This is a genomic window from Halocatena marina, assembly GCF_023276375.1.
Lineage (GTDB): Archaea > Halobacteriota > Halobacteria > Halobacteriales > Haloarculaceae > Halocatena > Halocatena marina.
Window position 1 is genome coordinate 2,537,351 of the sequence record NZ_JALLPK010000001.1, and the last position, 22,011, is coordinate 2,559,361.

Consider the following 22,011-nt stretch of genomic DNA (forward strand, 5'->3'; position numbering starts at 1 on the left):
CGTCGCGCGTCGTACATACGTGTCTGCTGTGCGTAATTGTTCGAAAGCGGTGCAATAAACGTCGAAAAATGAGGTGGTGTAGGGGCTAGTGTGCCCCTACAATAATCGCGAGAATCGCATCGCTCCCAGCAGCCGTACGCCGTGTGGCAACAGGGAGTGTCATTACCAGACGGTGCTCCGCAGTGATGATAAAACTTCCGTGAGCGGCAATTGTACGTGTGCCGTCGCTGTCGGACAGAGCAAACAGGAGAGATCATCAGTTCACACTCACCTGCTCTTTCTCTTTGGTAACGCCCACGTCACGTGCGAACTCCCGCAGTCGCTCGGTTGTGACGCGCTCTTTTTCGGCTCCTGTGTCCTTGACGCGACGGGTGATCGTGCTGACCTCTTCGGTGGTTGGTCGGAACCCCTCGTCTTCGAGGCGTTCTCGAACGGAATGTTGCCCAGTGTGCTTACCGAGCACCAGTTCTCGTTTTGCACCCACCATCTCGGGGGTCATGACACCCGGCTCGAACGTGTCCGAATTTTCGATGACGCCTGCCGCGTGAATTCCGGATTCGTGGGAGAACGCATTGCGTCCAACGACAGGTTTGTTCGCTGGAACAGTGATGTCGCTTTTTCCCTCGATCATCCGGGACAGTTCAGTGATGCGCGTCGTGTCGATGCCTGTCGTCACGTCATACAGACTCTCCAACGAGGTCACCACCTCTTCGTAGGCGGCGTTACCCGCGCGTTCACCGATGCCGTTCACGCTGACTTGTGCTTGTGCCGCACCGGCCTCGTAGCCAGCGACGGCGTTCGCAGCAGCCAACCCGAAGTCGTCGTGCGTATGCACGTCGATCTCGGCGTCGGTATGCGCACAAACGGTCTCGATGAGGTCGTAGAACCGAGTGGGCGTCGCGACACCACACGTGTCTGGAATATTGATCCAATCGACACCCGCCTCAGTGACGCCCTCGACGATATCGATCAGGAACGCCTCGTCGGTTCGTGTGGCGTCCATCGGTGAGAACATCACGTCGGCACCGGCGTCGCAGACGCGCTCTACGGACTCAATCGAACGCTCGCGGACTTCTTCTCGCGTGGCGTGCATCGAGTCTTGCAACTGCACGTCGCTCGTGCTTGCAAACACGTGGACTAGCCCAACGCCCGAATCGAGCGCAGCGTCAATATCTTTCTCGACGACGCGGGCCAACCCGCAGACAGTCGTATCTGTACTTTCGGCAATGTCACGGACGGCCTCGAACTCCGCATCAGAGTTGACAGGGAACCCGGCTTCGATGACGTGTGTCCCCATCTCGTCCAACAGCGCCGCTATCTCTCGTTTGTCGTCGTACGAGAACGATGTGCGCGGCGACTGCTCTCCATCACGGAGCGTCGTATCGAAAACTCGTGCGTGACCGATTTCAGAAGTGGAATCTAACGTGCCCTGGAAGAACTCGACCCGCCGGCGACGCCGACGTGTCCTCCGTGCTTTGGGTCATGTGCATTCGTCCAATACTGGACTCTGCATATAAGCCTATCCCTCACGGAGAATACTGCTTCCCACACCACAGTGCCAGATCACCAAAACCGCATGACGTAATCGTCATCAAGGTCGTTGGAACACCTAATACATATCCCTACAATGGGGACGATCGACGAGCATCACCTCGCGTTCGTATTTAAATTTTCAAAGTTTTATTGCCGGAATTAATTATCAGCTATGTGGCGCGCGCTCACCGATCACATACTAGGATACTATCAGATGACATCCAAATAACAACTCATGTGGTTTCGTGAGAAACCAGCAGAGATCGTAGACAGACAACAAGCGTGAGAAGACCAAAACGACTCAATCGTCTGGGGAGCGTTTTTATTTCACGCCCGAGTGTGGCGAGTATGGAGGAATTCGATCTCGATCTACTAGCTGCCGAGGATCAATTGGACGAAGAAGATGCAGACAATCGGATCATCCTCGACGTACTCGACGGAACGACGCCGCCTGCCGAATGGATCGGCGCCATTCGAGAAGGGTTCGTACTCGTTCTCGCGATCGAAGGTGACCTAAACGAACTCGCCGCTGAATTCGCGCGCAAGATCAAGGATATGGGTGGTCATCTCGTTCACTTCCGCGGGTTTTTGATTGTCACTCCACCAGGTATTCACGTCGATATGGATCGACTAGGGTAACGGGAAGCACGAGCAAGAGAGATCGGACACGTAGTTCACGTCTCACACCCTCATGTTTCGATTTTAGTTCACACGAGTGTCACGTAGTGGCCGTCGGGATCCGTTACTCGAATTCCTGTGTCGAGTCGCTCGACAGACGCGGGTCGGTCGATTCGATCGAGCAGTGCTTCTGGTGTTTGATCGCCCGTACCGAGTCCGAGGTCGACGTGGACACCACCCCGAGCGTCGGCGATCCCCAGTTGTGGTTCCCAGAGTTCGAGATCGAACGAGCCAGTCGTGAGACGTATTCGCTGGCGATCGCTCCCACGATCGACGACTGTGAATCCGAGCGACGTATAAAACGACTCGGCACGGTCGAGCGATTCGACCTCCAAAACAACTTCGAAGACACCCGTGATGCCCCGCCCACTCACACCGGATTCGCGTTCTCGCTCGTTCGTTCCCTCTCCCTTGCTTTCACTTTCAGCGTTTGTATTTGCTGTCTGTCCGATTTCGACGCAGTTGCCTTCGGTATCGTAGAAGTACAGTGACTTCGTCTCGCCGAATTCGTATTCCGCGAGATCGAAGTGTTGAGAGAGGCGATTCCACCAGTCGCTGTATTCGTGTGCCGGCGTCGAGAACGCGTAGTGGGTGTGCAACCCGCCACGAGGGACACCGCTCGGGCGCCGGAGCACGATTTCTGTCTCTCCCGCCGTGAGAACGGCTTCAGTGTCGGTCTTGCGGACAGCTGGAAGATCGAGGTGTCGTTGGTAGAACGACAGCGCTCGGTCGAGATACTTGACTTCGAGGGCAAGCCATCTGAGTGACAGCGACATATGACTAATATGAATCTCATCAACCATATATTATTCACGTTCTAACGTATCTGAAGATGATCATATAGCAACACGAACCTATCGACGGTGACGAAAAATAGAGATCATCTACGATGGAATTTACGCTCTCGACCAGACGCTGTGATTGTTGCATACAGGCGACTACAATCTGTTCCTCACAGGGCCACACCCAGTCAAATGAGCTATTGACGGGAGAGTTTGATGCCGCGAGCGATGGTGTAGATGAGTATGCTAGCAATCCCTGTAATCACGAATATCCATCCAAGCATATTACCAATCCACCAGAGGATACTTCCGGGACTGTAGTATCCGATGTTCGGGATTCCGGCGAAACCGATGAGGGCAAGCGTTCCCCAGAAGAGAAGGATAGCCGCAATTCTTTTTCCATCTCTGAGCAGTTCTCGGAGATCTATCGCAGCGGGACCAGATTCAGCTGTCATGAATTAGCCGATGAATTGCACCGAACAAGTGTGTTATCTTAGCGTTTCCCTGATGTAAATAATGACTCACGCATCTATCCGACGCTCGTCATCCACTGGAGTATCGAACTACTGATATTTTCGACAGGGCCATTCTGAACAGACTCGAATCTGTTCACGCAGTCTCATTCGGAAGAGATCCGAAGACAACAACGCTCTGTCGCGTCTCAATCTGTTGCAGTGATCGGACCAACAGGACCGCTATAGAGACCACCACCACCATCTCCGTCGTAGACGCGCACCGCGAGCACGTTCTCGCTGCCGAAATTGATCGTCTCCGGCTGGGCCGTGTACCGTCTGGCTTCCGACCAAGCCGTCTCGTAGCCGTTCTCAGGGAACGACCCGGTTTGTCCGATTTTCGTCCCATTGAGGAACGTCTCATCCACGTCGTCGATTTTCCCGGCTGGAAGTTCGAGCGCGTGCCCGCTCCATTCAGTTGGCACGGAGAAGCGCTTGCGGAACCACCCGTACACCTGATTTTCGGTGTAATCGGAGTGATCTTCCCAGTTCGCGGGCAGCGTGACCGACGTCCACCCGCTGTCGTCGAGCCCCGGTTCTTTCCACGACGAATCATCACCGCGATGGAACAGCCACTCGCCCGCAAGCGAAATCTGTGGCACCGTCAGCAAGCGTGGCGGGAGGCTGTCTACAGTCACCTCGAAGATTCCGGCGTCTCCAACGCGCTGCTCGAAAGAGACGCGTGTTTTCGTGCCGGGCTGTAGCGAGACCGTCTCAGTCTCGATCACGTTGTCGTTGATTTTCAACGGGACGTCGATGTCTGTTGGCTTGCCACCCGTGTTCCGAACGATTGCGCTCACATCGAGCTGTCCAGCTTCATCGTCGAAATCGACCGTCAAGTCGCCGAACGAATCCGCACTTGCGAACGCGTACGGGAGAGTGCGACGCGAGAGTGCCATCGGAGATTCATCGCCGGTTATCGGACGGAGACCAACCACGAACGAGAACGGACCATCCGGAACGACGCGGTATTCGGGGAGCGTCTGGATCGGTGTTCCGCCCACGCCAGTAACAGCGTGATCGAGATTGAGCGTCACGGCATCACTATCCTCTAGTTGGTACGTGAACAGCGCCCGATCGAGATTCTCGGGCGCGATGTGATGTGTGCTGACGTTCAGACTAGAATGTCCGAACACAGCAACACCATCGCTTCCGTCAGTGAGGGTCGCCCACCGAACGTCCGACTTGTTTCCGTAGTCTTGCGGGCGGACGTAGGGGACATACTGCTCTTCGACCGTCCCACCATAGACACCGGTTTTCATCCCAGTCTTCCGATCGGGATACGTTTCGTGGGGGCCACGTCCGTACCAGTCGAACTGCTGGAGTGAATCTTGAAGCCCGAGCTGAACGCCCACGCGACCGATCCAACTCGAAATCGCTTCTTTCAGTGCATCGTTCGGTGTTGCACGAACTCCCAGCAGGATATCGCCGGTCCCGAGCACGTGATAGAGATAATCCGTTGCAAAGGCCGCATCCTCACCGGGCGCAGAGACCGTCGTCTCGAAGTGGATGCGCAGTACCTGATCGGCAATGGATTCAACCGAGACAGATTTCACCGTGTGATCGAGTCTGTCGAGTCCAGCAGCACGCCACTCTTCGACTTCGGCCGATCCCCAGCTGACGTTTTCGTTCGAGATTGGCGTCCGCCAAACGTTGAACCGAGGACCACGCCCACTCACGAGCAGTTCCCGTCCGTCGTGTTTCATCGACGTGAGTCCACTCGTCTTATCGAACGTGTACTCGAATCCAGATCCACTGACTGTGATTGTGTCTGTTGTACTCATAGGTTTCCAGAATTAATTGTTCACCGAGATATCCGGCATCTCCGAGATCTGTTCGAGAGCAGGGGTTGGAACGTCGAACGGTAGTTCGAACTGCTCGAAGGCGATCTCATGGCCCGCATCGGCGTACCACGTATTCTCAGCGAGGTGGAAGCTGACGACGAGCCAGTAGTCCGCGCCGGGTTCGAGTTCCGGCTGATCAAAAGGAATCTCGACTGTGGTTGTGTCGTTCGGTTCAAGTTCGATATCGAGTGATCCCTGTTGGAGAGTGTCACCGTCCGCGCGCAGCTGCCACTGCGTTTCGAGGGCAGAGAGATTCGTAAAGTTGTAGCGGTTGGTGACCTCCACGAGACCAGCAGCGAGATCAGCCCCGCGCAGCCGAACCGGCTGATGAGCTTTTTTCAGCTGCCAGAGTTCGGGCCGGGGAACGCGGTCTGCGTCGACGAGACCGTTACAGCAGAACGGATCGACGCCGTACGAACGGAAGGTGCCGTCGGTCTCGAACGTCTCGAAATCGAGCCAGAGCACGGCACTGCTTCCGGGATCAGAACTACCCAGCTCGTTGGCCGAGAGACCTCGATCGTGGATGGCTGCCCGTCGGTAGCGAGCGTTCGAGAGCCAGCCCTCCCAGTTCGCCCGGTGTTTGTCCGCGTTCCGGCCGATGTTGACCGGCCGTGGATTGTGATTGATACTGCCGTCGTGTGGGGTCGATGCCAACTGCGTGCCGTCCACGTAAAGACGTAGTTCGCTTCCGGTGTGAACGCCAGCGACGTGGTGCCAGTTCCCGTACCAACCGTCAGGGACGGTCGATTCGGCGGTGACCCACTCTTCGTCGGGATCGTAGACGAAGAACTGGAGTGTCGACTCATCGCTCATCTTCAATCCGTACTGAGTGTCACCCTTTGTGAGGAAGGCGTCCGACCCGGTCCACGGCTGCCGGGGCTGCACCTCGATTTCGAGGGTTAGCCCAGACTCTGTGACGTCGAGGCTCGGATCGCGGTACAGTTCGACCCAGTCATCGAGTCCCGAAAGCTCGACTGCCGATCCTCCTTTCGCATCAACCACAGTTGGTTTACCGTGGAAGACGCCGTCATTTCCGTATTCGGTAGCATCGGGTGTAGTGGTGTGTTTCTCGTCGAGCCGTTGATTCACCCAGTCCCAGATGAAGCCACCCTGCAACTGATCGTGTTCCTCGATCTCTTCCCAAAATCGCTCGACGAGACCGAGGCTGTTTCCCATCGCGTGATTGTACTCGCCCATGACGGCCGGGCGCTGTTCGTCTTCATCATCGGCAATGTCGACGAGATCGGAGGGGCTGATGTACCGCGGACCGATAACATCTGCGTAGGGAGCGACGCCACCGTTGTTTGCCTGGTGGTATAAGAACCTGGTTGGGTCGACGCCCTTTCCCGCATCGCCGTCGCTGTCCAAATCAGTCCCCTCGACGTACTCGGCCATGTCGAAGTGTGCTGGACCGAGACCGGCTTCGTTCCCGGTGCTCCACATGAAGATGCTGGCCTGATTCTTCCACTGCTGAATCATCCGTGCGAATCGATCCATGAACTGCGCATGAAACGCTGGGTACTCATCGACGAGTTCGGGATTCTGGTGCGTTTCGACGTTGACCTCATCACACACGTAGAAGCCGAGTTCGTCTGCGAACTCGTAGAACTCGGGACCGCGCGGATAGTGCGAATTCCGGAGTGCGTTGATATTGAACTGTTTCAGCCGCTCTAGCTCTTCGCGCCGCATTTCCTCGGTCATGGTTCGACCGAGTTCAGGGTGGTGTTCGTGGTGGTTGACGCCCTTGAAGTCGACCGGTTCGCCATTGACGTGGATCTGGCCGTCGAGGATCTCGTATTCGCGGAATCCAAACTTCGCAAGCTGGGCTTCAGTGGACGACCGCGATCTGAGCTGTCGGAGTTCGAACCCGACGCGGTATAAGTTCGGATGTTCTGCAGACCACTTCGAAGGGGATGCAACATCAATCGAGAAAGAGACGCCAACGCTGTCTCCCGCCGGCACGTCGATGGTGGTTGAGGTCGTCTTCACGCGCCGATAGTTAGGATCAAAGAGGTGGGTTCGAAGTTTGTACGTTCCCGCACTGTCAGCGTAGTTCGCAACTTCGGCGTCCACGTGGAGCGTTCCGTTCTCGTAGTTATCGTCAAGACTGGGACGAAGGAAGTAATCGCGGAGGTGAGCGTTTGGCGTCGAGTACAGTGAAACGTCACGGAAGATCCCCGCAAAGTGCCACATATCTTGATTTTCGAGGTAACTTCCGTCGGACCAGCGGAAGACTTGGACACCGATTTCGTTCTCACCGGACTGAAGAGCAGCAGTAACGTCGAACTCTGCGGCAGTCATCGATCCTTTGTCAAAGCCGACGTAGTCGCCATTGATCCACACGAAGTACGCGGATTTCACGCCATCGAAGCGAAGAAACGTCCGACGGTCGTCCATCCATCGATCTGGCACTGTGAACGTCCGCTGGTACGTTCCAACCGGGTTGATGTCGCTTGGGACGGACGGCGGATCGTACGGGGAGAGATCGAGGGTGATGTTTCGGTACATCGAGTGACCGAAGCCGTCGGCTTGCCAGACGCTGGGAACTGTGGTAGTGTCCCACGAACCAACCGTGTCGAATTCGCTGGGTGCGTTCGCTGGATTGAGCGCCCAGTGGAAGTTCCAATTTCCGTTCAACGACTCGAAATACGGGGACTGCTGCCACCGTTGGAGCGGTGATTTGTTCGCTCGATCGTGAGCGAGTGCCGATCTAACCGAGAGGTACGGAACTGTCGGGACGTGGCCCGATTCCTGATTCTCTTCGATCAACTCGGGATTCTCGATATACTCCTCGAGAGGAATATCACCAGGGGACATCGACGGCGTCACCGATGTCGGTGCTGCCGACCCACATTCACTCAGTCCGGGAAGGAGTGCGATACTACTGGTTGCCAGAAATGTCCGACGCGTCATATCGAGCGTCGAGCGTTCCGTGGAGTCGTCTGGGTTCGGAGTTATGTCACTCATGTATATAGTACTTCAACGCTATACCAAATATTAACTCACAACGATATATTTTAAATATTGTTATCAAAATAATTCAATTTTCATATTCGATAGTGCAAATAGCTTAGGGTCGAAGTGTTCTGCTGATGTTCGAGAATAACGAGCGGAGCTGTTCGCTCTCGGGTGAAAACGGAGTGGAGTTAGTTGGGAAAAATGCTCTCAGGAAGATACGCCGAAACCGTCCAGTTCGGTTGGTCAACGACTTCGTTGATTTTGAGGTCGACAATCGCCGAGCAGAGAATATACGCTTTGGCACGCGAAAGCCCGCGTTCGTCGTGGAGGTGCTCGATCATCTGTCGGACAGCCTTCTTTGTAGCTGTCATCAGATCCTCATCAATTCCAGTTGTGCCGTACATCGGTTCGTCTATCCCGGTTGGTGTGTACGGTCCAGTCGTCTCGAACTGCGGTTGGCTGATATCCATGTCTGATCGGATGTCGAAGCGTGCAGTGACGAACATCGGTGCTTCGACGCCCGTGACGCAGACCTCACCATCTCCCTGTGCAGCGTGACAATCTCCGACTGAAAAGAGCGCATCATCGACAGCGACTGGTAAGTAGAGTGTCGAGCCAGCCGTCAGATGTTTCACATCCATGTTGCCCCCGACCGAACGTGGCGGGAGTGTGTCGTGTTCACCCGCCTCCTCTGGTGCGACACCGATCACACCCGGGAATGGATCGAGTGGGATGTCAATGTCGTTCACGAAGTGTCCCACGTCGCCCTCAAGATCCCAAATGTGAAGCCCCGGATCCGAAAACTCCTCAGGGAGCAATCCGAGATCCATCTCTCCAGGGAAGAATACGTTGTATCCCCACCCCTTGTGCTGGAACGCGAGCAGTTCGACAGCGAGCACGTCACCCGGTTGCGCTCCTTCGACGGCGACCGGCCCAGTCAGTGGATGGACGGGGTCGAAGCTCACGCTGGGAACGTCCGCAGCTGTCGTCTGTACATCGATCTGACCATCCACGGCGTCACGGCACTCGAAGCGGACGACGTCGCCCTGCTCGACCGTGAGGACCGGATCGAGGCTGTTATCCCACACACTGTGGATGTTTTCGTCCGCATCACTCAGTCGATGATCGACGGTGTATCCGTGATCGTGGTGTGTCATACGCCATCATCTAACGTGGCAACAAGGCATAAATCCACGTTCTAACACGCTACCACAGCAATCAGATCAGTACGTCTTTCCGAACGATTGTTCTATTATGAACGTGAGCACGATCATAACTGTTGACATTCCCGCCGACGAGTTCGCGCTTCAGGAGACGCTTGAATCTGTTTCTGATATCGAATTCGAAGTCGAGCGTGTGGCCGCACACGAGGGTGACAGCGTGACACCGTATATTTGGGTCACGTCCGATGTCCTCGATCAAGTAGACGAAGCGTTCGAAAATGATCCCAGCATTAGACACGCTGAATTGCTGGAAACGGTCGACGGATCGTGGCTCTATCGCATGGACTGGATTGAGAAAATTGAACTCATTACGTACATGCTGACAGAAGAAGAGGCGACCGTGATGGATGCATACGGACGAGAAGATCGGTGGACGCTTCGAATTCTCTTTCCCAAGCACGATGGACTGTCACGGACCAATGAGTTCTGTGAGAACGCTGAGCTGACATTTACTGTCAAAACAATCCACGAAATGGAGGCTAACCGACATGGTCGCTTCGGGCTGACTGAGAAACAACACGAGACGCTACAGACGGCGATCGAGAACGGATTTTACGACATTCCACGGAGCGTGACCATCGACGAACTCGCGGGCGAACTCGATGTTACTCACCAAGCGATCTCCGAGCGACTCCGACGTGCACATCGAAACCTCGTGCAGGACGCGCTGCTTCTCGGACCACCGAGAGACGCAAACTGACACAGTTGAAACAGAGCGCAGGAATGTGCAGGCCCAAGCATCAGTTTGGTGTCGGTCGAACGGTGTCTGTGAATTACGAAGCGTTCATAGAGAACGTCGAGAGCCGGTCAGATCTCGACTCACGAAAGGAAGCAGTGACAGCCGCTGACGCGACGCTACAGACGCTCAGTCAGCGTATTTCTCGGGGAGAAGCAACTAATCTCGCCAAACGACTCCCTGACGAACTCGCCGACTCGGTGACCACAGACGAGACCGAGAGTGCCGAAGAGTTCTCAGCTGATGTATTCGTCGAACGAGTCCAAACCTACGAACAGGAGCACACGACACTCGATGCGGCTCACGCCGATCGACATGTACAGGCGGTCCTCGAAAGCCTCTCAGAAGCGATCAATCGCAACGAATGGCGCAGTGTGCGATCGCAACTGCCATCCGACTATGGATCTCTCTATGAAACGAATTGATAGCACGTCGTTATCATATGCTGGAATAGCGCTGTACTGAAGTTTCCCTTCCAGAATATAGGAGAAACCAGAAACAATCGCCCACGGAACGGCCCTGTTCAGTATCTTTAAGAACGGAGGTGTATTTGTCTTGGCTCATGTTGGGTGATGCGATCGCGTTCCCGAAGGCGCGGGAGGGATGGCTACGAACGATCGCAGTCGGCGGATTGTTGTTCGTTACATCGGTTTTCGTGCTGCCGTTACTGTTTCTTCTTGGCTACTCTGTTCGAGTAATCCGGACGGGAGTTGCTGGCGAGACAACGCCACCGACGTTCGAAAAATGGGGTGACCTTCTCGTAAGCGGCTTGAAGCTGTTCACCATACAGCTCATTTACGCGATCGTCGCTCTCTTCAGTCTCACGTTCTCTGCACTCTGTCTCGCACTTCTCCGTCCAGAACTAGCACAAGCGGCCCAAACAGATGCACAGACACCGGAGGCGGTGTCGAATATGCAATTCTCAGCACCTGAACTGACTGTTGTTCTGGTCGCGTATCTTCTTCTCTTCTTGATCGCGTACGTATCACTCGCAGCGACAGCGAGGTTCGCAGAAGAGGACCGATTCAAAGCCGCATTCGAGTTCCGGACCGTCGTTAGAACTGCACTCACGAGCGAATTCTTCGTCGGCTTCGTGCTCTTTCTGGCAGTTGGACTCGTTCTTGGAACGGTCGGTATCATGCTATCGTGGATGATCGTCGGCCTTTTCCTCATATTCTACACATATGTCGTCGCATCCTACCTCATCGGCCGAGGCTACGGGAACGCCAACAAGACAGACAACCCACAGACTGCCCGCAGCGGGACATAACACAATAGAGCATTGGGTAGCATGTTTCAGCTCGTCCACAGATCCGGCTTTGTAATTGAATGATTATTTGAATCGTGATCGGCAGATCAGGACGACCACAGCCTCGTTTTCGGAAGCACCAGCTCTTCGAATCAGATTCCACGAGTGCTGATCGTCGAATCGAGGAAGGACCCGTATCGAGAACAGTAAGCACTTGATGCTCTCGCTGGTAGTTCCACTATGCGAATCGCCGACCGGCAGCGGGTCGAGGGTGGACACGAGCGTATCACGGTCGTGCCCGAAAGCCTCGACGATCTCTGGCATCTCTCGAATGTTCTTGAACCCGGCGACGCGGTCGGGGGCGACACGCACCGCCGCGTCAGACGCGACGACGACCAGCTTCGGGATACAGGAGGCGAGCGCGAGCACATGTACGTCACGATCGAAGTCGATGATGTCGAATTTGCGCGGTTTGCGAACCGTTTGCGCGTCTCTGGAACCATCTCCGACTGTTCGCGTGAGGACCAGCTCGGTTTCCACCACACGCTGAACGTCGAGGAGAACAACGAGATCGAGATCACGAAGCGGTGGAAGCCCGACCAGCTTGAGCGGCTTACGGAAGCCGTCGAAGCGAGTGAGAACCCAGATGTCGCTATTGCGACCGTCGAGGAGGGAGCGGCTCACGTCCACACAGTCGCCCAGTACGGCGCCGAAGAGCGAACGTCCCTTACTGGCCCAACCGGGAAGGGAGAGTACGCACGGTCACGGACTGAACTCTTCTCCGAACTGACAGCGGTGCTATCGCGGATGAGTGTAGACGCGATTATCCTCGCTGGACCGGGCTTTACGAAACAGGACGCATACAAACACATCGAGGAGAACGCACCTGACCTCGCGGAGCTAATCACGATGGTGGATACGAGTTCGGTGGGTGACCGTGGCGTCCACGAGGTGTTGAAACGGGGCGCGGTCGAAGACGTGCAGGCAGAGACGCGCATCGCTCGCGAGGCCGAACTCATCGATCAGTTGATGCAGGAGATCGCGCAAGGAGCACAGGCGACCTACGGGATCGATGGCGTCGCCGAAGCCGCCGAGTACGGAGCAATTGAGACGCTGCTCGTCGTCGATGATCGCCTGCGCGAAGAGCGCGGCGGTGACGGTAAGTGGGATCGTAGCGTCAACGCGCTCCTCGAAACGGTCGATCAGAAAGGTGGAGATATCGTCGTGTTCTCGGGTGAATTCGATCCCGGTGAACAGTTGCACAACCTCGGAGGAATCGCTGCTCTTCTCCGCTATCGCTTGGAGTGAGCGGTTCTTAGCTGCAAGAGCGTGAGGAGACAGCGGAGATGGAATCTACATTCTCTCTTGCCACTCCTCGCGGAGTAGTCCGTACCAGTGGATATCGTGGTACTCACCTCGGAACCACGCTGCCTGCCGGAGTGTGCCTTCGTGCTCGAATCCCAGCGACTCTAACAGATTGATTGAAGCGTCGTTGAAACTACCAGAACGAGCGCTCACTCGCCGAAGATTCCGATCCTCGAACGCGTACTGTATCATACGCGCGGCAGCGTCGGAACCGTACCCTTGGCCGTGATGTTCGGGCGCGAGCCAGTAGGCGAGTTCTGCAGCACGCGATCGAACCGTCTCATCCGGCCCGTACTGGGATCCCGTCAGTGAGATGATTCCCAGCGGTTCCGCACCGTCACAGACGAGACACTGCACGCCATCTGCATCTGAGATCACGCGTTCGAAGAACTCAGCGCCTTGCTTGCGGTTCATCGGGTTGATATCGAGCGCGGCACGCCAGACACGAGGGTCGTTCATACAGCGTTGGATGAATTCGATGTCTGCTTCTTCTGCCGGTCGGAGGGTTATCGTTTCTCCCTCCAGAAAGATTGGTCCTGGCATACTGCATCATGTTACTTGGCGGGGAAAACACTGACGCGGGCGTGTATTCTGCTGTCATTCACCACAAGTCGCACGTGGTCATCACCCACGACGAGCACGACCGAGTCGACTGTAAGGGAGATTACGGAAGTGCAAGGAGAAAGCCCCGTGCTTTAGCGCGGGGATGGATCCGACACTACCTTCCACGAACCACCGTCGATAGCATGGCCTGATATTCTAATAGTTTCTTAAGATAGCGTATTCAATTACAGCTGTAATGGTCACGGTGACTGTCACCGCGAAGTTCCACAACCCATCCCTCTCACGGAGGAAAGAGTGGCAACGCGCTACTCGCCTCTACCGTGACACCAAGCAATTCTGTATCGACGGATGGGAGAATGGCGACTTCGGGAAGTCCGTGACCACTGCCAGCATCGACAACAACCTCTACTCGGCTATTCAGAACCAAGCCATCCGAGAGGCGAAATCCGACCACACCAAGGACGGAGAGGTTCGCTACCGAGAGAGTCAACCGTTCGCCGTCAACAACCAGAATTGGGAAATCGACACGACCGAAAACGGCACAGTCGTCGTCGGCTTCCCGTGCGTCTCTCAATGATAGTACACGCCTATCGAAGTGTACGACGAGATTGCCGACCCCGTAGACCGAATGGTCGAAGGGGACGCCAAGAAGACACGGCTTCAAGTGTACCGACGTGGGGACGACTGGTACTGTACGTTCAACGCCGAGTACGACGCCGACACGTCGGGTGAGACGCCCATCGGTATCGATATTGGTGAACGGCATATCCTCGCTGTGACGGCCTACGGTGAAGGTGAGTCTATGCTGGTGTCGGGTGGTGAGGCGAAGTACGTTCGACGCAAATATCGTTCCCTACGCGATTCGCTTTCGGAAGCGGGTGCGCTTCGCGCACGCAACCGTGTGGGTGACAAAGAACAGCGTCGAATCAAAGATCTGAATCACAAACTCTCCCGTCGTCTCATCACGTTCGCGGAACAGTTCGAGAACCCCGTCATTCGGATGGAAGACCTCGAAGGTGTCCGTGAGAATAGTTCGTGGTCGGGCGTTCACTCATGGCACTTCCATCAACTCCAACAGTTCATCACATACAAAGCCGAACGCGCAGGCATTCGCGTCGAGAAGGTTGACGCCTACCACACCAGCCAGCGATGTTCGGCGTGTGGTTCGATGAGAACCCGTGATGGCGACTACTTTTCCTGTTCGGAGTGCAACCATGGACGACACGCCGACCTGAACGCTTCGGAGAATATCGCACAACGGGAGGGAGAACCATGCACGGGCTAATGGGACGAGTCGAACCGTGCTACCTCGCTGGTTGAATAGCCAGCCGTCGGTGACGCCTGTAGATGACAGGGAGGAAGGCCCCATTGACAGGGCTGGACGCGCTGTAACGCACACCGTTGGTCACAACTCGGTGGCAACCTTCGACAGGTCACGCGAAAGCGTACTTGAACCCGAGGAAACGCGCAACCTGAATATCCACTTCGTGGAATCCTCGCCCTTTAGGGCGGGGGGATGTCAATCGTGTGATCGAACAGCGACTCGCAGTCCATCACGCGCGAACTGAACCTCACCTTCGTAGTGTTTGCCGATCGAGTCGAGCATCGCTTCGTGTCGGTCGTCGGTGTGCGGGTAGAGATGCGTGAGGAACACGCGGTCGATATCCTGTCCGTCCAGCGTTTCTCCGAGTTGCGACGGTGTCGGATGGTTCGATACGTCGATCTCGTCGGGAAACGAGCAGTCGTGTGCGAGCAGAGTAGATCCATCGGCGAACGCTGCCAGATCGTCGAATGCCTCCGAATCTCCGCTGAACGTGAAGACGTTACCATTCTCCTCGAACCGATACGCGAGACAGTACATGGAGTGTCGCGTCTTCATCGCCCGCACGTCGTATCCACAGAGCGAGAACGATCCCGGCTCGATCACGCGGACAGTGAGATCGACCGCATCCTGCATGTACTCGTGAACAGAGAGGAGACCATCAACGAGATCGTCAGTTCCGGGCGGGCCGACAATCTCGAGGTCCTCCTCACCTGCGAGCCAGCGCGCCTTGATGAGCGGAAAGAGATCCGAGACATGATCGAGGTGGTGGTGAGTGAGGAGGACGGTCGAGATGCCCTCGTAGCCGACATCGGTCCGAGAGAGAGCGTGGAGCACACCGCTCCCACAGTCAACGAGGAGCGGCTCTGAACGCTCAGAACCAGTAGACGTGGTATGCTCGCTCGTGGCGTCGGGTTCGAGCAACAGACCGGTCTGGAATCGCTCGCCAGTCGGGAGCGCACTCCCCGTTCCGAGGAACGTAACGTACATACGGTTTCAGTTTCAGTGCGAGGCGAATCAACTTACCGCCAGGATTCAAAGCACGGGTAGTCGATGGGGAGACGAGTGTTCGCCGACGAGGATTTCTCGTACGAATTCGAGTTCGAGTTCGAATTTGAATTTGAATCCGGTTCCGAGTCTGCGTCTGAGTCCGAGTTTGATCCGTCAGCCGTCGAGATCGATGATTGGGCGGCCTTTGATCTGCTGGAGCCCGCTGTTCAAGAGTGGTGGGTCGAGCAGTTTGGCGAATACATTCCCGACAACGGTGGATTTTTCACGCCACCACAGAAGGAAGCCATTCCGCTCATCCACGATCGAACGAATGCGCTCATCTGCGCCCCGACGGGGAGTGGAAAGACACTCGCCAGTCACACCGCCATTGTCAACGAGTTATACCGCCGCGAGCGCGAATCGGGGCTCGAAAACAGCGTTTATTGTCTGTACGTCTCACCGCTGCGCTCGCTCGCAAACGACATCCATCGGAACCTCGAAGTACCGCTCGACGGGATTGCCGCACGGAGCGACCACGACATCGAGATTCGTCACGCGATTCGCCACGGCGATACCGACGATGCAGAACGCCAGCGGATGCTCAAAGAAACGCCGCACATCCTCAACACCACACCCGAGACGCTCGCCATCCTGCTCAACGCGCCGAAGTTCAGAGAGAAGCTCACAACGGTCGAATACATCATCGTCGATGAGATCCACAGTCTTGCTCGCAACAAACGCGGAACCCATCTTGCGGTGAGTCTCGAACGGTTAGAAGAGCTGTGTGAGACCCAACCGACGCGCATCGGGTGTTCTGCGACCATCGAACCGCTCTCGACGATGGGCGAATTTCTCGTCGGACGTGAGGACGGCACCCCAAGAGAGTACGAAATCGTCGATGCACGGTTCGTCCGCGAGTTCGATCTCGAACTCACGTGTCCGACAGCGGATCTCACTGCTACCTCACCGGACGTACTCACGGATCGCTTCTACGATCAGTTGCACGATCTCATTCAATCGCATACGAACACTCTCGTGTTCACCAACACTCGATCCGGGGCAGAACGGGTGTTGTACAATCTGCAAGAGCGGTACGGCTACACCGACGAAAATGCCGGCTGCCACCACGGATCGCTTGGTGCAGAAAAGCGCCGGAAGATCGAGGAGAAGCTAAAGGACGGAGCGCTCGATGTAGTCACGACATCGACGAGTCTCGAGTTGGGAATTGATATGCCCGACATCGATCTCGTGGTACAGGTCGGTTCGCCAAAGTCAGTCGCTGCACTCCTCCAGCGAGTCGGGCGTGCCGGACACCGCCTCGGACAGACCGTTACTGGACGGGTCATCGCGCTCGATCGAGATGAGATGATCGAATGCGCAGTGATGCTCAGGAAGGCGAAAGGCGGATTCGTCGATCGGGTGTTCATCCCAGAGAATCCACAGGACGTCGCCACACAACACGTCTACGGCATGGCGATCAACGAGATTCGCCCCGAAGCGGAGGTCCGCGCTGTCCTCCAGCGCGCGTACCCATACCGTAACTACAGCGACGAACTGTGGGAGTCACTCGTTCGCTACCTCACCAGTGGATACGACGGGTTGGAGGACAGAAATGTCTACCCGAAGATCTGGCGCGACACGAATGATCCACCCGACGGTGAATACCATTACGAGGAGTATCCTGTTGGAGAGACACTCATCGGCAAACGCGGACGGCTCGCACGCGTCATCTACATGACGAACATCGGGACGATCCCCGACTCGTTCACCTGCAATGTAGTCAGTAGAGACGGTGATGAGTGGGTCGGACAGCTCGACGAGGAGTATCTCGACACACTCGATGCGGGTGATGTATTCGTCCTTGGTGGCTCCCACTACGCGTATCGGTATCGTCGCGGATCGAAGGTATACGTCGATCCAACTGGAAAGCGGCCGACGGTTCCGTCGTGGTACTCCGAACGCCTCCCGCTTTCCTACGATCTCGGGGGTGAAGTTCTCGCGTTCCAGCACGAGCTTCTCGAAACGATGGAACAGGGAGGACCGCCGGCCGTGCGCAGATGGCTCCGCAAACGGGAGTTCCCACTCGATGAGAACAGCGTTCGAGCGATTACACGGCTGTTCGACCAGCAGTTTCGCTACGCTGGCCCGGACAGTATTAGCACTGAGTCACGACTGTCCATCGAAATCGAATTCGACCGCGAGGAGTACCGGCGCTACTACCACATCCACTCGAACTACGGCCGACGGTTCAACGATGGACTGTCGCGGCTGCTTATTCACCGGTGTTCACAGACGACCACAGAGGATATCGCCAGCGCTGTCGCTGACAATGGATTCACGCTCTCGATGCCGCTGAATCGGAAGATCGATCTCGTTGGGATCATCGAGCACATTGAACCGGACGAGGTACGCACTGAGCTCCGAGATGCACTCGATGGAACGGATCTCCTCAAGCGTTATTTCCGCATCAATGCGACGCGTGCACTGATGATCCTGAAACGATACAAGGGACACGAGAAATCGGCAAACCAACAGCAGGTATCGAGTGAGATGCTCCTCGGCTTTGCCGATCAGCTTCCGGAATTCGCCGTCATGGAGGAGACGTACCGCGAGATCATAGAGGATAAGCTCGCTGTGGAAGCCATAGAGGACGTGCTCGGACAGATACAGCGCGAGGAACTGATGGTACACAGCCAGCGGGTCGATTCACCGACGCCGCGAGCGTTCGGGCTCGCAACGCTCATGGCGAGCGACGCGGTGATCGCAGAAGACGAATACGAAACGCTGCGCTCGTTTCACGAACGAGTACTGCGCGAGATCGAAGACGGAGACTCGATGTAAGAGCCGAATCCGACTGCGGACCCCCGTTTATCGCTGGCCGAGGGATAGTGATACTTCTGTATGACGACGCCACGACTGCTCAAAGCATTCGTCGTTCACGGCGATCTCTCCAGAGAAACTTCGGAGAATCTACTCGGTCAAATCAGCCGAGTCCGAAGCTGGAACAGCACTGCCTACGTCCAGCAGACCACGCACCTGTTTGATTGACTGCATTGGTGTGTCTCGGTTCATTCTATAGCTCAGAGCGTTTGATGAGCGCATAGAGGACGAGACCTCCGAGAATAACGCTCACGTACACCTCCACGCCTGCAAACAGCCGAGCGAGTGTTCCTTCGGGAGCGATCCCGCCGTACCCGATCGTGAGGAAGGTGATGTAGCTAAAGTGGATATTATCGTAGAGAATCGCTAAGCCTTCTGGGGTCGTGAGCTGTCGGAGCGATTCAAGCTGACCAGCGCTCGTCCGGAACAGCTCACCACCAAACGCAAACAGGAGTGCTGGGAAAAAGGGTGCAATCAGGAATACGGCGATAATCCGGACGAGCCGCATCCCGTGGCCACACGTAATGTCGAGGAAGTAATTCTCTGCTGCGCGGCTCAGATTCTTGAACCGGGTTCGTGCGTCTTCTGTGCTCGTGCGGGCGATATCGAAATGTTTCTTTCGGGCGTATCGCTGTCGCTTTACGCGGAATTCTCCGGCTGCTTTGATGTACCCAGCACTGGATGCCGCGTTTTTCGCTTTGAGGTACGTCGTCTCTACGACGTCTGGAGTCATGTCGAGGGCGTACTCGTACTCGATCGCGTTCTCCTCGACCTCGAACGTATGTAGCTTCCAGTCGTTCCGGCTGAGGGATCGCGTGTGCGCTGTAAAGTCGAACTGGTTGCCATCGAATTCGTCGAACTCCGTGTTACAGAATCGGAAGTAATCGAGCAGGTCTGGGTGTTGGGCCTGATCGACAACTTCGAGCGTAAGATCGCCGAGACTTGCCAGTGTGAGATCGTATCCAACCCAGTTGGCCGCCGGTTGGGTGATCGTCCCCCCTTTGATGACCGCGCGAGTGAAATCGACGTGCGTGTCGGTGTCGATCGATTCAGCCAAGAAATCGATGCTGTCGGCGAACTCCGCACCAGAGAAGTCGATGACGCCGCCGAACTGCGTGTGGCTGAAGTTTGCCGAGGTAAACTTCGCGTTGTCGAAATCCGCAGCAGCAGCGAACAGGGCACGCTCGAAGGAGACGTTCGCTTTGAGGTAGTTCGTCTCGCCGGTGAACTCAGCTCCTCGAAAAACAGTCGATCGCTCAAAGCGCGCTTCGGTGAAGTCAGTGTCTCCGTGAAACCGTGCTTCATCGAAGTTCGCCTCGCGTTCGAGTGTGACACGCGTAAAATCGGCGTCCCCGTCGAACCATGCCCGCTCAAACATCGCATGGCCACCGAAAGTAGCGCCATCGAAGTTGACGTACCGAAACCACGCGTCTCGGAAATTCACGTCACCATCGAATCGGACACCGGCGAATCGAGCGTCGTCTTTGAGCGTGCGCGCCCCACCCTCGAACTCGGTCCCCCGGAAGACGGCATCGGATCGAAATTCGGCGCTGTCGAACGAAACGTCCTGCTTAAAATCAATTTCATCGAAATCCGCTTCTCCGTGGAACGTGGCCGTCGCAAATTCAACATCACCATCGAAGCGCGCGGCTTCGAACTGCGCGCGTTCGTGAAACGTCGCGTCATCGAACCGCGCAAACTGAAAGTCTGACTGCCGGAAGTCGGCCTTGGCTGTGAAGACGGCCCGTTCGAAGCTCGCGTGGTCATCGAGATCATTGGACCGTCCGGAAAAGCTGGCGGCACGGAACGATGTCTCGCCTTCGAACGTCACATCAGTGAATCGTGCCTCGTCACCGAACGCGGCTTCATCGCAGTTCATCCGTCCGCTGATTGTCGTCTCAGTGAAATCCGTTGTGCGCTCGAATCGAGCTTCGTACGCCGTAACAGCACCCACAAATGTAGACTGAGTGGCTGTCAGATCGTACTCGAAGCGTGCTCGATCGAATGACGCATCACTGATTGTACACTCCTCGAAGCGGAGCGGGAACTTGATATCGGCATGAACGGCGCTGATTCCGTCCGTAAACGTGCAGTTTCGAAAAATAACAGGGTGTTTGCTTTCACTGTCAAGAGTTTGGTAGTCGAGATCGATCCGGGGGAGCGTACAATCGACGAAAACAGTTTTGCCCGCCGAGTCGTGCACGATCACATCCAGCAGTTCTTCCTGCACGTCTGCAGCAGTAATCCCGTATTCATCGCGTTCCGCGGGCGATAGATCGAGAAGTGAGCTGTCGTCTGTGGTCGCCGATTCGGTCATAAACTATCACAGAAAAACAAATCAATAGTAAAAACATTTTGAAAGCAATCGGGGCCATTCGGTCAGTGCATCATCCGAGCACGTTCTTGCGTTCTTGTTCGGTGAGTGTATTCTGAACCGCGTTCATCGAGCAGTGTTCGCACTCCATCGCCGGATTCATGCTCTTGCCGTAGACCTTGATCGGATAGCCAAAGAAAAACCACGCATCCACATGGTGGCGCTCGACGATCGCATCGGCCGCCGCTCCGCAGTTTGGACACCACTCCTCGTCGCTCGCTGGCATTTGATAGGTTGTTTTGTGCCGTCCGAATCCAGCGTCGTCGTACGCCGCTTGCTTTGTGGTTTCGATGAGGTCCTCGACTGGGTACGGCTCATCGATCACCTTGTTGTCGAATCCAGTCTCAGTACGATTTTCAACAGAGAGGCGCGAACCAATTCGGATGGTGTTCTCGTATCCGAGAATGCACACGTTTACGGCGGCGGCTCGTCCTTCGATTGTTATCTCGTGGCCGTAGCCGACGACGTAGATGTCGATATCGTTCGTCGTTCGATCGACCTCAACTGTGTGGCGTGCGCCGGTGACGTAGACGCCCGTGTCGGGATCGCTGACCGTCGCGGACTGACGCCACCCGGTCGGGGACGCATCGTAGACGCTCGGATCTGAGGGGACATCGACATCCGTCTCCGAATAGATGTTCTCTGCGCCGCCAATGCCGAGCGCACCAGACACGGCGTGGACAGGAATGAACACATCTTCGCCATCTGTGAGACGGAGATCGCCCGCAATGCCATCGTCCTGTACGTATCCGTCCTCCAGCTCACCGCGGACTGTCGTTTCGACATCGGTCACTGCAACCTCGTTTTCATTCGAAGAATGCGTAAATACATTCTCCGCGTTGTTCACAGCGAGGTCGCCGCTGACTCCGTGCATCTGGATGAACACGTCGTCCGGATCTGTCATCTCGATCGGTGGTTCGAGAGAGCCGGTAAAAGTGACATCGCCGCTGTATGTTGTCGATTGTGGTGAAGAATCACTCATTGATTGTCTATTGGGTTTAA

At 55.9% G+C, this 22,011-nt stretch carries 17 protein-coding genes and 2 pseudogenes; 9 read left to right on the top strand and 10 right to left on the bottom strand.

What is annotated here, in order from left to right; translation table 11 throughout:
* Window positions 1-256: 256 nt before the first annotated feature.
* Window positions 257-1,468, bottom strand: a pseudogene (locus MW898_RS11625) (LeuA family protein); the annotation flags it as partial.
* Window positions 1,469-1,881: 413 nt separating this feature from the next.
* Between MW898_RS11625 and MW898_RS11630 the strand changes: the two are divergent.
* Entirely contained in the window at window positions 1,882-2,172 is a 291-nt protein-coding gene (locus tag MW898_RS11630; protein ID WP_248907378.1) for a DUF5779 family protein, read from the top strand.
* Between the two features lie 68 nt (window positions 2,173-2,240).
* On the opposite strand, the gene MW898_RS11635 is transcribed toward MW898_RS11630, so the two are convergent.
* From MW898_RS11635 to MW898_RS11655, 5 genes are all read right to left on the bottom strand, one after another.
* Entirely contained in the window at window positions 2,241-2,987 is a 747-nt protein-coding gene (locus MW898_RS11635) for a VOC family protein (protein ID WP_248909762.1), read from the bottom strand.
* Window positions 2,988-3,190: 203 nt separating this feature from the next.
* The gene (locus MW898_RS11640) at window positions 3,191-3,448 is read right to left on the bottom strand and encodes a hypothetical protein (protein ID WP_248907380.1); all 258 of its coding nucleotides are present in this window, start codon (window positions 3,446-3,448) and stop codon (window positions 3,191-3,193) included.
* Between the two features lie 206 nt (window positions 3,449-3,654).
* Complete coding sequence (locus MW898_RS11645; RefSeq protein WP_248907382.1) at window positions 3,655-5,289, bottom strand: beta-galactosidase small subunit; 1,635 nt, start codon at window positions 5,287-5,289, stop codon at window positions 3,655-3,657.
* Between the two features lie 12 nt (window positions 5,290-5,301).
* Window positions 5,302-8,316, bottom strand: a complete 3,015-nt coding sequence (locus MW898_RS11650; RefSeq protein WP_248907385.1) for a glycoside hydrolase family 2 TIM barrel-domain containing protein — start codon at window positions 8,314-8,316, stop codon at window positions 5,302-5,304.
* A gap of 179 nt (window positions 8,317-8,495) precedes the next feature.
* On the bottom strand, window positions 8,496-9,464 hold the full coding sequence (locus tag MW898_RS11655; protein ID WP_248907387.1) for an acetamidase/formamidase family protein: 969 nt from the start codon (window positions 9,462-9,464) through the stop codon (window positions 8,496-8,498).
* 103 nt (window positions 9,465-9,567) lie between these two features.
* On the opposite strand from MW898_RS11655, the gene MW898_RS11660 reads away from it, so the two are divergent.
* From MW898_RS11660 to MW898_RS11675, 4 genes are all read left to right on the top strand, one after another.
* Complete coding sequence (locus MW898_RS11660; RefSeq protein WP_248907390.1) at window positions 9,568-10,230, top strand: helix-turn-helix domain-containing protein; 663 nt, start codon at window positions 9,568-9,570, stop codon at window positions 10,228-10,230.
* A 62-nt stretch (window positions 10,231-10,292) separates the two neighbouring features.
* Entirely contained in the window at window positions 10,293-10,691 is a 399-nt protein-coding gene (locus tag MW898_RS11665) for a DUF2267 domain-containing protein (RefSeq protein WP_248907392.1), read from the top strand.
* Between the two features lie 137 nt (window positions 10,692-10,828).
* Window positions 10,829-11,536 (top strand): DUF4013 domain-containing protein, encoded by a 708-nt coding sequence (locus tag MW898_RS11670; protein WP_248907394.1) that lies wholly within the window; start codon window positions 10,829-10,831, stop codon window positions 11,534-11,536.
* A gap of 219 nt (window positions 11,537-11,755) precedes the next feature.
* Window positions 11,756-12,823: an mRNA surveillance protein pelota gene (locus MW898_RS11675; protein WP_248907396.1), complete on the top strand. Its 1,068-nt coding sequence runs from the start codon at window positions 11,756-11,758 to the stop codon at window positions 12,821-12,823.
* A gap of 45 nt (window positions 12,824-12,868) precedes the next feature.
* On the opposite strand, the gene MW898_RS11680 is transcribed toward MW898_RS11675, so the two are convergent.
* Window positions 12,869-13,423, bottom strand: a complete 555-nt coding sequence (locus tag MW898_RS11680; RefSeq protein WP_248907398.1) for a GNAT family N-acetyltransferase — start codon at window positions 13,421-13,423, stop codon at window positions 12,869-12,871.
* 8 nt (window positions 13,424-13,431) lie between these two features.
* On the opposite strand from MW898_RS11680, the gene MW898_RS11685 reads away from it, so the two are divergent.
* Both MW898_RS11685 and MW898_RS11690 read left to right on the top strand, forming a co-directional pair.
* Window positions 13,432-13,635, top strand: coding sequence for a hypothetical protein (locus tag MW898_RS11685; RefSeq protein WP_248907399.1), 204 nt, complete (start codon window positions 13,432-13,434; stop codon window positions 13,633-13,635).
* A gap of 44 nt (window positions 13,636-13,679) precedes the next feature.
* Window positions 13,680-14,729: pseudogene (locus MW898_RS11690) on the top strand (RNA-guided endonuclease TnpB family protein).
* 234 nt (window positions 14,730-14,963) lie between these two features.
* Here the strand turns inward: MW898_RS11690 and MW898_RS11695 are convergent.
* Window positions 14,964-15,755 carry an MBL fold metallo-hydrolase gene (locus MW898_RS11695; RefSeq protein ID WP_248907401.1) on the bottom strand — a complete coding sequence of 264 codons (792 nt, stop codon included), beginning with the start codon at window positions 15,753-15,755 and terminating at the stop codon, window positions 14,964-14,966.
* Between the two features lie 63 nt (window positions 15,756-15,818).
* On the opposite strand from MW898_RS11695, the gene MW898_RS11700 reads away from it, so the two are divergent.
* Together MW898_RS11700 and MW898_RS11705 are read left to right on the top strand one after the other, a co-directional pair.
* Complete coding sequence (locus MW898_RS11700; protein ID WP_248907403.1) at window positions 15,819-18,596, top strand: ATP-dependent helicase; 2,778 nt, start codon at window positions 15,819-15,821, stop codon at window positions 18,594-18,596.
* Window positions 18,597-18,656: 60 nt separating this feature from the next.
* Complete coding sequence (locus MW898_RS11705) at window positions 18,657-18,803, top strand: hypothetical protein (RefSeq protein WP_248907404.1); 147 nt, start codon at window positions 18,657-18,659, stop codon at window positions 18,801-18,803.
* Between the two features lie 25 nt (window positions 18,804-18,828).
* On the opposite strand, the gene MW898_RS11710 is transcribed toward MW898_RS11705, so the two are convergent.
* Both MW898_RS11710 and MW898_RS11715 read right to left on the bottom strand, forming a co-directional pair.
* Window positions 18,829-20,952 carry a pentapeptide repeat-containing protein gene (locus tag MW898_RS11710; protein WP_248907406.1) on the bottom strand — a complete coding sequence of 708 codons (2,124 nt, stop codon included), beginning with the start codon at window positions 20,950-20,952 and terminating at the stop codon, window positions 18,829-18,831.
* Window positions 20,953-21,022: 70 nt separating this feature from the next.
* Window positions 21,023-21,991, bottom strand: a complete 969-nt coding sequence (locus MW898_RS11715; protein WP_248907408.1) for a DUF8108 domain-containing protein — start codon at window positions 21,989-21,991, stop codon at window positions 21,023-21,025.
* Window positions 21,992-22,011 lie beyond the last annotated feature (20 nt).